Origin of the sequence: Pseudomonas sp. MONT-RG-20F-20-E-7-02, from assembly GCF_022662395.1 — a bacterium.
In the GTDB taxonomy this organism is placed as follows: Bacteria; Pseudomonadota; Gammaproteobacteria; order Pseudomonadales; family Pseudomonadaceae; genus Aquipseudomonas.
The window spans coordinates 1-13,019 of record NZ_JAKNQN010000023.1; the positions used below are offsets into that span (position 1 = coordinate 1).

Genomic DNA, 13,019 nt, shown 5'->3' on the forward strand with positions numbered 1-13,019 from the left:
GGCTCCGCGTCCCGCGCCAGCATCTATCTCAAGGCCGATGTACAGGTGACGCAGAGCGTCACAGCATGCATTCCCACGCGGAGCGGGTAATCCGGGGCGCATCTTCACCCCCAAGGAACTCACTCACGACTACGACGTTTCGGAAAATACCGCACGTAAGGACCTGGACAAGTTAGTGAGTATGAAGGTGCTGTTCAAAGTCCAGGAAGGCAAACGCTTCCTGTATGTGGGCAGAGACGACGCCGAAGCCAACTTGAAGAAGCTGGCCCGCGTGGTTTAAACCAGCTCCTCTGCGCGCAATTGCACACTCATAGCATCACAACTTTTCGCCCAGTCACTCAGCCATTGCGGCAGCGGTGGCGACGCTTCGGCCAACCCCAGCTCGCGCACGAAGTCTGCCGGGGGCAGGGTGCCTTTGGCTGAGCGAAACAGCCCGCGCATCACCACCACGCCGATCACCCGGCCTTTGCTGACGAAACGGTGCTCCATCAGGCTCCACTTGTGGTCCCAGCCAAGCATGCGGGTGTGTACCTCGAACACTTCGAACAGCTTCAGTTCGCGGCGAAACTTGCCCCAGGTATCGCCCACGATCGGCAGGGCCTTGTTGCGCAGGGCCACGCGAAACGCGCCGGTACGCAGTACAAAATCCATCCGCGCCACATCCGCCAGGGAGAAATACCGGCCATTGGTGACGTGCCGGTTGATGTCCAGGTCCAGCGGCCACACCCGCATGCGCACCACGGTGGTCTCCAGGCCATGGGCCGGTGTGCGCCAGGGCCGACGGGACAGCATGTAGAGCAATCGAAACCAGAGATTCATAAACGCGCCAGGCAGTTGATCAGTGGCCGCACTCTACGGGCGCGGAATCGGCTAAGGTAGGTGCGCAAATGACTTATTACATGCGAAAAGCGCAAACATGCACATTACCTTGCTTCTGGTCGACCAATGCTCCGCCGCCAGCGCCACCCTGGCCCTGGAAATGCTCAGCGCCGCCAACCTGTTCGCCGACAGCCCGCCGTTCGAGATCGTGGTCGCCTCCCTCGACGGCCAGGCCGTGGACGCCTGGGGTGGGCAGCGTTTGCAGGTAAGGTGTTCGCTCGCGCAGGTTCATCAGACCGACCTAGTGCTGATCCCTGGTTTTCTGTTTACCCTCAAGGAGGCCATGCCGAGCTTTCCCGCCTACGGGCCCTGGTTGCGCGAACGCCATGCCCAGGGAACGGTGCTAGCGTCGATGTGCACGGCGGCTTTTCTGCTGGCGGAGAGCGGCTTGCTGCAGGGCTTGCGCGCCACCACCCACTGGGCGTTTGCCGGGTTTTTCCGGCAACGTTACGCGGGTGTTGCATTGGATGACGCGCAGATACTCTGCGAAGAAAACCGCGTGATCACCTGCGGTGGCGCCAGCGCCGCGATGGACCTGATGCTGCACCTGATCCGCCGCTTCGGCTCTCCCGAGTTGGCGCATACCTGTGGCAAATACTTGCTGATCGACAACGTACGCACCGAGCAGTCGGTGTACGCCATGTGGTCATTGCCCAAGAACCACGGCGACGGCGAGGTCATGCGGGTGCAGCATTGGCTTGAGCAGCAGTTTGCCCAGGCGCTGGTGATTGATGACGTGGCCCGGCGCTTTGGCTTTGGCGTGCGCAATTTCAAGCGGCGGTTCAAGGAGGCAACGGGCTATACGCCTATTGCCTATGTGCAAACCTTGCGCCTGGAGCGTGCCAAGCAGATGTTGGAATCAACGCGCATGACCCTCGAAAGCATCACCTACGCAGTGGGGTATGAGGACAGCAATTCGTTTCGTCGCCTGTTCCAGCAGCGCGTCGGCATGCTGCCGGCGGCGTATCGCAAGAAATTCCTCGCCACGGCAGGCTGACTCAACGCCGCAGCTGCGCTTCACCTTCAATGCACGCCACCAGAAATTCCATCACCACCTTTACCGACGGCGAACGGCGCATATCCGGGTACACCGTCAGCCAGATATCCCGCACCGGGCCGTCGCCAGCGGTGGGCAGCCGCGCCAACAGCGGGTCGCGATCGCCCACCAATGTCGGCAACACCACCGCGCCGACCTGCGAGCGGGCAGCCATTTGCTGGGTGATCAACTCGCTGGCGGCAAACACGATCGGGCGCTGGCCGCGCAGTTGGTGCAGCCACGCCTGTTGCGGCAAGTGATCACGGCTGCTGTCGTAGGCGATAAATGCCCACTGGGCGGCGGGCAGTTGCGTGTACGCGGGCGCGGCATACAGCCCGAAGCGCACCACGCCGACCTTGCGGCGCACCAGTGCATCCTCGTCGGGGCGCACCGTGCGCAGGGCGATATCGGCTTCGCCCTTGTCCAGCGCCGCCAGTTGCGTGGAGGGCATCAACACCAGGTTCAGCTGCGGGTATTGCGCGCGCAGCCGTGCCACGTGCGGCGCGATGCAATGGTTGGCAATCGACGGCGGGCAACTGACGCGCACGGTGCCGGCCAGTTCGATGGAGGCCACGCGGGACAGGCGCATCACTTCGGTGGCCATGTCGCCCATGCCCGCCGCCAATTTGGCCAACGCCAGGCCCTGCGCGGTGAGCGGCCGGCTGCGGGGCAGGCGGTCGACCAGTTTCACGCCGAGGGCTTTTTCCAGCGCGTCGACCCGCCGCCCGACGGTGGCGTGCTCCACCTGCAGCTCGCGGGCAGCCGCCGACAGCGACTGGGTGCGCGCCAACACGGTGAAGTAATACAGATCCTGCCAGTCAAACATCGGGTTATTTCCGCACAGAGGTTGGGAGAGATTGGGGAATATTCCTGCCGAGCCTGTCCTTTTACCATGGCCGCTTCCCAGTGCAAACGGAGTTGTTCCCCCAATGAAAGCCATCACCCTGCAAGCCTACGGCGGCCCTGAAGTTGCCCACCTGCGCCACGACGTTGCCAAACCCCAGGCGACGGCCGGGCATGTGCTGGTCAAGGTGGCCTGTGCCGGAATCAATTTCATGGACATTCACACGCGCCAAGGTAAATACGCCCACTCGGTCACGTACCCGGTACGACTGCCGTGCACCTTGGGCATGGAAGGCGCCGGCGTGGTGGTGGAAGTCGGCGCGGGCGTGAGTCACTTGGCCGTTGGCGACCGCGTGGCCTGGTGCATTGCCTGGGGCGCCTATGCCGAATACGCCCATGTGCCCGCCGACAAAATTGCGCAAATCCCCAACGCCATCCGCTTCGATCAGGCGGCGGCAGCGATGTTTCAGGGCTGCACCGCGCACTACCTGGTTGACGATGTCGCCCGTTTACACGCGGGCAGTACCTGCCTGGTTCACGCCGCGTCCGGCAGCATCGGCCAATTGCTGGTGCAAATGGCACGGCGCTTGGGCGCCACGGTGTTCACCACCGGCAGCACCGCCGAGAAATGTGCGATTGCGCTTGCGCGCGGCGCCGATCAGGCGTGGACGTATGACGGTTTTGCCGACCAGGTACGGCAAGCCACAGGCGGGCGCGGGGTAGATGTGGTCTTCGATTCCGTCGGCAAAAACACCTTGCGCGAGAGTTTTCGTGCCTGTCGCACCGGCGGTTTGATCGTCAATTATGGCAACGTCTCCGGCTCGCTGACCGACCTGGACCCGATTGAACTGGGCGAGGCGGGCTCACTGTTTTTGACCCGGCCACGGCTGGCCGACCATATGGCCGATGGCGCGACGGTGCAACGGCGCGCCAACGCGGTGTTCGCGGCGATGCTGGAGGGTTCGCTGACGGTGGACATCGAAGGGCATTACAGCCTGGAGACGGTGCAGCAGGTGCATGCGCGCATCGAGGCGCGGCAACAGATCGGCAAGGCGGTGATGTGGGTGGACCGCGACCTGGACTGAATCGGGGACGAAAAAAACCGGCTGATCAGGCCGGTTTGGGGTGCCCCGCGAACTGTGCGGGGTTATACGTTGTTGCCATGCAAGCGATCAGCACCGCCTTCGGCCAGGCCACGTTCCTGCAAGCGATCAGCACCGCCTTCAGCCAGGCCACGTTCCTGCAAGCGATCAGCACCGCCTTCGGCCACACGACGTTCCAGCAAACGGTCAGAACCACCTTCGGCCACACGGCGTTCCAGCAAACGATCAGAACCCCCTTCGGCCACACGACGTTCCAGCAAACGATCAGAACCGCCTTCCGCTACGTGGTTACCTTGCAGGCGATCCGCGCCGCCTTCAGCGACAACCGGGTGAGCAAAAGCGTTTGCAGCCAGTACCGAGAAAGCGAGGCTAAGCAAGAGTTGACGTTTCATGAGGGTGTGCTCCGAGTGTTTTAGTTGGGTGCCGTTTGGCATGGGGTTGATGTTACGCGTTGGTGTTTTTAAGAGAACTTCATTGGGCTGATGGTGACTATCGATGCCAGCGATGACCCGTTTTCGGGCGGGCCATCGCGTCGACGGTCAAGGCATCTGCGGCCGGTCCTGAGGGCGCAGATCGAAGACCAGCACCTCGGCATCCTCGCCATGGCTCAGGCTAATGTGGCGTTCATTCCTCACACGGGCGCCGTCGCCTTCCTGCAAGCGCTGGCCGTTGACGTCAACGCTGCCCCTGGCCACATGGATGTACACGTGGCGATCCGGCGGCAGGTCCAGGGTCGCGGCTTCGGCGCCGTTGAACAGCCCGGCATACACCCGTGCGTCCTGGCGCACATTCAGCGAGCCCTCGGCGCCATCCGGCGAGATGATCAACTGCAAGCGCCCACGTTTCTGCGCCGTATTGAAGTGTTCCTGTTGATAGCGCGGTTCGGCACCGGCCTCATTCGGCACGATCCAGATTTGCAGGAAGTGCACGCCCTGGGTCTGGCTGTGGTTGAACTCGCTATGGGCCACGCCGCTGCCGGCGCTCATCAGTTGTACATCGCCAGGGCGAATCACCGAGCCGGTGCCCAGGGTGTCCTTGTGTTCCAGGGCGCCTTCGAGCACATAGGAGAAAATCTCCATGTCGCGGTGCGGGTGCTGGCCGAAGCCTTTACCGGCGGCGACGCGGTCATCGTTGATCACCAGCAGGTCGGAAAAGCCCTGCTCGGCGGGGTTCCAGTAGCTGGCGAACGAGAAGGTGTGGAACGACTTCAACCAACCGTGATTGGCGGCGCCGCGGTCCGAAGCTTTGCGAAGGGTCAGCATGGTCTTGTCCTCAAGTGAGCGCGGGCTGCGTGATGCAGGGCGCTTGCGTTGAGAAGAAGATTAATGGTTACCCGAAAATTCATTAAGAAGCTGAAGTTTGAATAACTGTCTCCTTAAAGTTGACAGTAAAAGCCGTGCCATAATGCCGCCTCGACTTCCTTTTCGATGGACTTATCCCCGCATGAAAACCGTGGCCATGGCGCTGTTTCCGGACTTCCTCCTGCTCGACATGGCCGGGCCACTTGAAGTGTTTTCCATCGCCAACCGCTACCTGCCGGCGACCGCGCACTATCAGATCCTGACGATTGGCACTGAGCCGGGCTTGCTGCGCGCGTCCAATGGCGTGCACGTGCAGCCCGACCTGCAACTGGACCAGGCCCACGACGCCTATGACCTGTTGCTGGTGCCGGGCGGCCCCGGCGCCTATAACGAATGTCACCCAGCGCTGCTGCCCTGGCTGCAGGCCGCAGCCCCACGGGCGCGGCGCTACGGCTCGATCTGCACCGGCGCGTTTGTACTGGGGCATGCCGGGCTGCTCGACGGCCGCCGCGTCACCACCCACTGGCATTACACCGAGCGCCTGATCAAGGGCTTCCCCAAGGCGATTGTCGAGACCGATCGCATCTACTTGCAGGATGGCCGCTTGATCACCTCCGGCGGGGTGACCGCCGGTATCGACCTGGCGCTGTCGATTGTCGCCCAGGACCACGGCAAACAGGTGGCGGTGGACGTCGCCAAAGTGTTGTTGGTGGTGATGAAACGCCAGGGCGGCCAGGCCCAGTTCAGCCCAATGACCGCTGCGGTGGCGCCGCTGGAAACCGCGATCACCCGCGTGCAGAATCACGTACTGGCGCAACTCGATCAACCGTTCACTATCGACGCCATGGCCGCGTTGGCGGGCATGAGTGCGCGCCATTTCGCGCGGGTGTTTGCCAGGGAGGTGCAGATGACGCCCATGGCGTTCCTGCAAGGCGCGCGCATCGACCGCGCCCGGCACCTGCTGGAAACCACCGACCTGCCGCTGAAGACCGTGGCATTTCACGCAGGTTTTGGCAGCGTGCGGCACATGCGTTTTCTGTTCAGTGAAAAGCTTGGCCTTAACCCGACTCAATACCGACAGCAGTTCAGTTAACGCCAGCATGGCTGTATCGCGCACCTGATTGTCCGTGTCGCTCCCCGTGCCAGCATTGTCCTGTCACGGCGAGCTGGCAAGATAGCGACAGGCCCATGGAAAAGGATGCGCAAACGCCCAAGACCGGGTGTTCCAGCGCCGCTAACCGGATGAACAACCCACACGCAGTGAGCTTCGGCCCCTACACCTTTCACCGGCAACAGCGTCTGGTCAGCAAGGCTGGCCTGCCGGTGCCGCTGGGTGGGCGTGCGCTGGATATCCTCGCGGTGCTGCTGGAAACGCCAGGCCAATTTGTCGCCAAGGACACGTTGCTGGCGCGGGTCTGGCCGTGCAGCGTGGTCGAAGAGAACAACTTGCGCGTGCACATCGTGGCCCTGCGCCGTGCGCTGGACGGGCAGCGCTATATCCTCAATGAGCCTGCGCGTGGTTACTGTTTTGTCGCACCGTCGACCACTGCGTCGGCGCTGCCCTGGCACAACCTGGCCGCCCGGCTCAGCCCGATGCTGGGCCGTGATGAGCTGCTGGGTGCACTGGTGCGGCGGCTGTCCGGCCAGCGGCTGATCATGCTCACCGGCTGCGCCGGCGTGGGCAAGAGCACCTTGGCCCTGGCCCTGGCCGAACGGGTGTTGCCGCGCTATCGCGACGGCGTGGGCTGGGTGGATTTGGCCACGGTCCACGCGCCGAGCCAACTGCTGCGCCATCTGGCCACGACCCTGAACCTGCAACCGTGTAGCAGCGCACATGCACTGTGCGAGCAGTTGGCTGCGCGCCACTTGTTGTTGGTACTCGACGGCGCCGACGTGCTGCTCGGCGCCTGCCGCCATCTGGTGCGCGTGCTGCATGAAAAAGCGCCGCAGGTGACGGTGCTGTTGACCAGCCGCGAAGCCTTGCAAGTGCCCGGCGAATGGGTGCAGCGCGTGCCCAGGCTGGCGCTGCCTGCGCCCTCGGCCTGGGGCAGTGTCGAGCAGGCGATGGTCTACCCGGCGGTGCAACTGTTTGTCGCGCGGGTACGTGCCGGTCAGCAAGGATTTGTGCTGCGCCCACAGGACCTGGCGCCATTGCGCGATATCTGCCGGCGCCTCGATGGCATTCCCCTGGCCCTGGAACTGGCGGCGGCACAGGTCGAGGCCCTGGGCCTGCGCGGCTTGCAGGCGCAGTTGCAAACAGGCGTGCAGGTGTTGACCCGTGGCCGGCGCACGGCGATAGAACGTCATCGATCTCTGACCGCTGCACTGGACTGGAGTTACGAGCGCCTGAGCCTGCCGCAGCGTTGGCTGTTTTTGCAGTTGGCGTTGTTCAAAATGGCCGTGACCCTATCGCTGTTAAGCGAGCTGGTGGCAGGCACCGAGCTGGAACACGCCGACTTGTCCTACTTGCTGACACGTCTGGCTGCCACGTCGATGCTGACGGTGGAGCCGGGCCCGGGCCCTGCGCGCTACCGCCTGCTCAACAGCCTGCGCAGCTACGCCCTGGCGCAACTGCGTGACCCGGTGCAGGTGGCGCGTTTGCAGCAAGGTTATGGGCATTACCTGGGGCCGTTTTCAGGCCGGCCGTTTGTCTTGCAACTCGTCGAGCAGGCGGCGCACGCGGAGTAGGTCGTGGGTGGCAAACCCTTCGCTGAATTGCGTGTAGACCGAATTCAGCAGCTCGCGCGCCGCCTGCACGCGCCCTTGGCCTTGCCACACTTGCGCCAGTGCCGTGGCGCTGCGTAATTCCCAGGCCAGCGCGCCTTGCTGGTGGGCCAGGCCCAGCGCCTCCAGCAGCAGTGATTCGCGCCTGCGCAGATCAGGGATTGCCTCGGCGCGCACGCGCAGAATCTCCGGCGTACACCAACCGGCCGCGCCGCTGCTGGCACGCTCGAACAAGGCGTCATCCACGGCGAGGGCGTTGAAGGTTACCAGCGTGTCCCGGACCAGGCCCAGCCCTGGCAAATCCTTGTCGGTCGCCGTGCCCTCGTAATGCCGCGCCCAGGTGTGGAACAACTGCACCGAGTGTTTGTGTGCCTGTTGCAGCAACAGGTCAAGCAGTGAGCGCGCCGCCGCGCTGTCGCCGTTGTAGCGGGCGATCACCACGCCGGCCAGGGCCAGGGTGTAGCAGATCGAGGTGCCGTGGTTGATTTGCAGCGCCAGTTCCAGCGCCTGGTTCGCGGTGCGCCAGGCACGCTCGGGAAAACCCCTTAGCCACAGGGTACGCGCGAGAATCGTCAACGACGCCACACTCTGGTCGTATTGCACGCCAAAGCCGTGGGTAAACCGATTCAGATGGCCGCTGTGGGCCATGCGCTGGATCACTTGTTCGGCGTTGTGCAGGGCCAGTGCCTGGTTGCCGGCAAAGTGTTGCGCCAGTACGCGCAGACGCTGGGCACTGAGGTCCAGCAAGGGCTCGGATTGTGGGCCAAGCTGATCAAACTGCAGGCTTTGCGCCAAGGCCTCACGGTAGTTGCCGCTGCACAGGTTGACCGCCATATGGCCCGACACCGCGCGCAGCTGGCCGCCCAAGTCTTTGCCGGCTTCGGCCAGGCGCCGCGCGCAGGCAAATGCTTGAAGGGTCTGCGGCGTGCCGCCCTGGGTATGATAGGAAAAACTGCCCAGCGCCAGTTGCAAGGCCATATGCAGGTGCTGGCTCGGCGCACGCGACTGCACCAGGCGCGCCAGGGCTTTGTTCACGTACAACCCGTGCTCGCGCAGCAGGGATAATTCCTGCCACAGCGGCATGGCGCTGACGGTCAGGCGAATGCCCAGCAGGTGCGCGCCACCGTCGCCCAAACACCCATCGAGGGCGGCGCGAATGTCCTCGCGCAACGGCGCATAACGGTTGATCCACGCCTGCGTGGCGATCAGTTCCCAGTCCTCCTGCGCCTGCTCCATCAGCGCCAGGCACCGCGCCGCATGGCGCTCACGGATGGCCTCAAGCTCATTGGCCACGCTGAGCTTTTCCAGCGCATAGGTGCGGGTGATATCCAGCAGGCGGTAGACCATTTCATCGTCGCCAGCCTCTACATTGAGCAGCGACTTGGCGACCAACTGGGTGATCGAGCCCAGCACTTCGTTCAGCGCAATTTGCTTCCCGGCGATCACCGCCGCCGCGCTGGCCAGGCTGAACCCGCCACGAAACACCGCCAGGCGGCGCAGGCAAATCTGCTCGCACGCGGTGAGCAATTCAAAACTCCAGTCCAGCGTGGCCCGCAGGGTTTGCTGGCGGGGCAGGGCGCTGCGCCGGCCACGGGTCAACAGGCGAATGTTGTCTTGCATCTGCACCCGCAGCCGCTGCAGGCCGAAGCGCTGGATCTGCGCGGCGACCAGTTCAATCGCCAGCGGAATCCCGTCCAGGCGCTGGCAAATGTCGATGGCCAGCGGCAAGTCGGCTTCGCTGAGTTCAAAACTGTCTTGATGCGACAGCGCGCGTTCGATCAGCAGTTGCAGCGCCGGGTAGCCCAGGGCCTGGGCACGGTTGCCGGTCGCGGGCGGGCAGGCCAGCGGTTCGAGGCGTTGCACGTGTTCACCTTCGGCGCGCAGGGCTTCGCGGCTGGTGGCCAGGATGTGCACGTGAGGCGCATGGCGCAGCAGGGTTTCGCTGATCAGGGCGATGTCGTCGAGCAGGTGTTCGCAATTGTCGATCACCAGCAGCAACTCACGCGCGTGCAGGCTGCGGGCGAGGGTGAGCAGGGGCTCATGCTCGGTGGGCGTAAGGTCGAGCAATGCGGCGAGGTTGGGCAGGATCATCGCCGGCGCGCTGAGCGGCGCCAGGTCCAGCAGGCGGATACCGTCGCGGTAGTGCCCGATCAGCAATTCCGCCACCCGCAGCGCCACGGTGGTCTTGCCGATGCCACCCGTGCCGGTCAGGGTAATAAAGCGTTGTTGCGGCAATTGCTGCACCAGCGCATCGATCAGCGCCTGGCGGCCGAGCATGCGGGTGCGGCGCAGCGGCAGGTTATGGCCCTGGCTGTGGGGAATGCCGTCGGCGGCAAGCGTCATCGGTTCGATGCTCAGTGGTGCGACAAAACTGTAGCCACGTTGCGCTACGGTGACGATATAGCGCTGCCCCGCCTGACCATCGCCCAGCGCCTTGCGCAGCGCCGCCATGTGCACGCGCAGGTTGCCGTCTTCCACCACGGTTTTCGGCCACACCCGCGCGATCAGTTCCTGCTTGCTCACCACCTTGCCGGCCTGCTCCAGCAGGATCAGCAAAATATCCACCGCGCGCCGCCCCAGGCGCAACGGGCGACCGGCTTCCAGCACCAGGCGCTGGCGCGGGTGGATGCGGTAGGGGCCGAAGTGCACGGCCTGTTCGCTGGGGTCACTCATGGTGGCCGATGCTCGGGGAAAAGGGTCTGGCCAGCATATTCCAGGCGTGTGCCGTCCACTAGGCCGCAATCACTTGCGGCTTGTGACGCAAGTGGTGGTTTCGCCAGGTCATCGGGTTGACGCCTTCGCTGCGGGTGAACATATGGCAGAAGTGCGCCTGGTCGCAGAACCCGCATTCCAGGCTAATTTGCGTCAGGCTCAAGGACGACCCGGTGATCAATTCCTTGGCCCGCTGGATGCGCTGTTGGCGAATCCACTCCTGCGGCGACAGCCCGGTGGTGCACTTGAACGCCCGGGAAAAGTGGCTGCGCGACAGCGCGCACGCCTGCGCCAGGTCGGCAATCGCCAGGCTTTCACCGAGGTTGGCGAGGATCAGCTGTTTGGCAATGCGTTCGCGCCGGGGGCATAGGCCGCCGGTCGCGCTAAAACGTGGCGCACAGTACTCAAGTCGGGCCATGACAAATATCCGTAGTCGATGGGAGCGTTCCCGGTGAATGGATCCAGTGTAGACCGCCTCATTCTTGGCGCCGGACCGTCTGGCTGACGAGTTAATCGTTGTTAATTTCGCCAGCTCAGGGCGTGGAAAAGACAGCACAGGCGTGCAATCGGCAGGTGGGTTCGTGTGCTTATCTGGCGGCCTGGAAACCCTGTGGAAACCGCCATGAACCGCAACGACCTGCGCCGCGTCGACATGAACCTGCTGGTGATTTTCGAAGCGCTGATGTTCGAGAAGAACCTGACCCGTGTCGCCGAAAAACTCTTTATGGGCCAACCGGCCGTGAGTGCGGCGTTGGGGCGGCTGCGGGATTTGTTCGACGACCCGTTGCTGCTGCGTAACGGGCGGGGCATGGAACCCACGCCACGGGCACTGGCGATACTCAAGGAGTTGCAACCGGCCATGGACACCATCTCCGGCGCGGTCAGCCGTGCCAAGGATTTTGACCCTTCCACCAGTTGCGCGGTGTTCCGTATTGGCCTGTCGGACGATGCGGAGTTTGGCTTGTTTCCGCCGCTGCTCAGCCAACTGCGTGAGGAGGCGCCGGGGATTGTGGTGGTGGTGCGTCGGGCCAATTACCTGTTGATGTCGGCGTTATTGGCCAGTGGCGAGATTTCGGTGGGGGTGAGTTACACCACGGAATTGCCGGCGAATGCCAAGCGCAAGAAGCTGCGGGATATTCCCTGCAAGGTGCTGCGTGGGGATGACGGGGAGGCGCCGTTGACCCTGGATGACTACTGCGCGCGGCCCCATGCGATGGTGTCGTTTTCGGGGGATTTGAGCGGCAACATCGACCTGGATTTGGCGCGGATCGGCCGGGCACGCAGGGTGGTGCTGGCGGTGCCGCAATTCAGTGGGTTGCGGGCGTTGTTGGTGGGCACGCAGATTATTGCGACCGTGCCGGATTATGCGGCTTGTGCGTTGACCGAGGGGACGGTGTTGCGGGCTGAGGACCCGCCGTTTGAGATCGAGGCGGCGGAGTTGTCGATGGTCTGGAGTGGGGTGCATGACAATGACCCGGCGGAGCGGTGGTTGCGGTTGCGTATAAGTGAGCATATGGCTCGGGCTTTTTGATTGGGTACATATCCGTTGCTGCGGTAATGGCGGCTTAGGGTTCCGCCCTTACGGCGGGTCACTTTTGTAAAGACACAAAAGTAACCAAAAAGTCTTCGCCCCACCACTCGGCACCTCGCCTAGGCTCGGTGTGCCCGAACGCAGGCTTTGGAGCGGGGGCCGCCGCGATGGGCCATCCCTGGCCCAGCGCGGCTAAGCCGGCGTCCTGCCGGTTTACCCCCGCTCCAAAGCCTGCGTTCGGCCAGCGTGGTTTAACGGGGCGCCTAAGATCAAGATCAAAAGCAGATCAAGATCAAAAGCAGAGCACGGCGGCCTAGTAGCCGACCTGAGTGGTAGAAGCAAAAGCAGAGCAACACATCTTTGTCTGATGCAATGCGATCCAAATGTGGGAGCGAGTTCGGCGTTCAGACTTCTGTGCTCTGCTTTTCTGTGGGAGCTGGCTTGCCTGCGATGCAGGCACCCCGGTCTATCAGGCACAACCAGTTGATGCCATCGCAGGCAAGCCAGCTCCCACATTTGATGGAGTTCAGCCTCCAAGATCAGGTCGGCTGCCAGGCCGCTCCCACAATTTTACCGAGTTCGGCCGCCAGACTTCTGTGCTCTGCTTTTCTGTGGGAGCTGGCTTGCCTGCGATGCAGGCACCCCGGTCTATCAGGCACAACCAGTTGATGCCATCGCAGGCAAGCCAGCTCCCACATTTGATGGAGTTTAGCTTCCAAAATCAGGTCGGCTGCCAGGCCGCCTAGGCCTTGCTTTTGATCTAACCACTCAGGTCGGCTACCAGGCCGCCGTGCTCTGCTTTTGATCTTGATCTGCTTTTGATCTTGATCTTAGGCGCCCCGTTAAACCACGCTGGCCGAACGCAGGCTTGAATCCGTGGGTAACCCGGC

12 protein-coding genes are annotated in these 13,019 nt (G+C 63.2%); 6 read left to right on the forward strand and 6 right to left on the reverse strand.

The features are described from left to right. Positions 1 to 100 precede the first annotated feature (100 nt). The gene (locus L8I05_RS29535) at positions 101 to 280 is read left to right on the forward strand and encodes a DeoR family transcriptional regulator (protein WP_347341240.1); all 180 of its coding nucleotides are present in this window, start codon (positions 101 to 103) and stop codon (positions 278 to 280) included. On the opposite strand, the gene L8I05_RS29295 is transcribed toward L8I05_RS29535, so the two are convergent. Beyond that, positions 277 to 819, reverse strand: coding sequence for a thioesterase family protein (locus L8I05_RS29295; protein WP_159955455.1), 543 nt, complete (start codon positions 817 to 819; stop codon positions 277 to 279). The two genes, L8I05_RS29535 and L8I05_RS29295, sit on opposite strands and share 4 nt — an antisense overlap. A gap of 97 nt (positions 820 to 916) precedes the next feature. On the opposite strand from L8I05_RS29295, the gene L8I05_RS29300 reads away from it, so the two are divergent. After that, complete coding sequence (locus L8I05_RS29300; RefSeq protein WP_242176667.1) at positions 917 to 1,876, forward strand: helix-turn-helix domain-containing protein; 960 nt, start codon at positions 917 to 919, stop codon at positions 1,874 to 1,876. A 1-nt stretch (position 1,877) separates the two neighbouring features. Here L8I05_RS29300 and L8I05_RS29305 read toward each other — a convergent pair whose 3' ends face one another. Then, a complete protein-coding gene (locus L8I05_RS29305; protein WP_242176669.1) occupies positions 1,878 to 2,741 on the reverse strand; it encodes a LysR family transcriptional regulator in 864 nt (287 codons plus the stop codon). 103 nt (positions 2,742 to 2,844) lie between these two features. Between L8I05_RS29305 and L8I05_RS29310 the strand changes: the two genes are divergently transcribed. Then, positions 2,845 to 3,843 (forward strand): quinone oxidoreductase, encoded by a 999-nt coding sequence (locus L8I05_RS29310; protein ID WP_242176671.1) that lies wholly within the window; start codon positions 2,845 to 2,847, stop codon positions 3,841 to 3,843. A 62-nt stretch (positions 3,844 to 3,905) separates the two neighbouring features. Here the strand turns inward: L8I05_RS29310 and L8I05_RS29315 are convergent, their stop codons facing one another. Together L8I05_RS29315 and L8I05_RS29320 are read right to left on the reverse strand one after the other, a co-directional pair. After that, positions 3,906 to 4,253 (reverse strand): hypothetical protein, encoded by a 348-nt coding sequence (locus L8I05_RS29315; protein WP_242176672.1) that lies wholly within the window; start codon positions 4,251 to 4,253, stop codon positions 3,906 to 3,908. A gap of 147 nt (positions 4,254 to 4,400) precedes the next feature. Then, on the reverse strand, positions 4,401 to 5,123 hold the full coding sequence (locus L8I05_RS29320; protein ID WP_242176674.1) for a pirin family protein: 723 nt from the start codon (positions 5,121 to 5,123) through the stop codon (positions 4,401 to 4,403). 181 nt (positions 5,124 to 5,304) lie between these two features. Between L8I05_RS29320 and L8I05_RS29325 the strand changes: the two genes are divergently transcribed. Beyond that, positions 5,305 to 6,255, forward strand: coding sequence for a GlxA family transcriptional regulator (locus L8I05_RS29325; RefSeq protein WP_242176676.1), 951 nt, complete (start codon positions 5,305 to 5,307; stop codon positions 6,253 to 6,255). 95 nt (positions 6,256 to 6,350) lie between these two features. Beyond that, the gene (locus L8I05_RS29330) at positions 6,351 to 7,850 is read left to right on the forward strand and encodes a winged helix-turn-helix domain-containing protein (RefSeq protein WP_242176684.1); all 1,500 of its coding nucleotides are present in this window, start codon (positions 6,351 to 6,353) and stop codon (positions 7,848 to 7,850) included. Here L8I05_RS29330 and L8I05_RS29335 read toward each other — a convergent pair. Together L8I05_RS29335 and L8I05_RS29340 are read right to left on the reverse strand one after the other, a co-directional pair. Continuing rightward, positions 7,797 to 10,559: a winged helix-turn-helix domain-containing protein gene (locus L8I05_RS29335; RefSeq protein WP_242176686.1), complete on the reverse strand. Its 2,763-nt coding sequence runs from the start codon at positions 10,557 to 10,559 to the stop codon at positions 7,797 to 7,799. The two genes, L8I05_RS29330 and L8I05_RS29335, sit on opposite strands and share 54 nt — an antisense overlap. 58 nt (positions 10,560 to 10,617) lie before the next feature. After that, positions 10,618 to 11,016: an AraC family transcriptional regulator gene (locus L8I05_RS29340; RefSeq protein ID WP_106580720.1), complete on the reverse strand. Its 399-nt coding sequence runs from the start codon at positions 11,014 to 11,016 to the stop codon at positions 10,618 to 10,620. Positions 11,017 to 11,220: 204 nt separating this feature from the next. Between L8I05_RS29340 and L8I05_RS29345 the strand changes: the two genes are divergently transcribed. Beyond that, complete coding sequence (locus L8I05_RS29345) at positions 11,221 to 12,129, forward strand: LysR family transcriptional regulator (protein ID WP_242176695.1); 909 nt, start codon at positions 11,221 to 11,223, stop codon at positions 12,127 to 12,129. Positions 12,130 to 13,019: the final 890 nt, after the last annotated feature.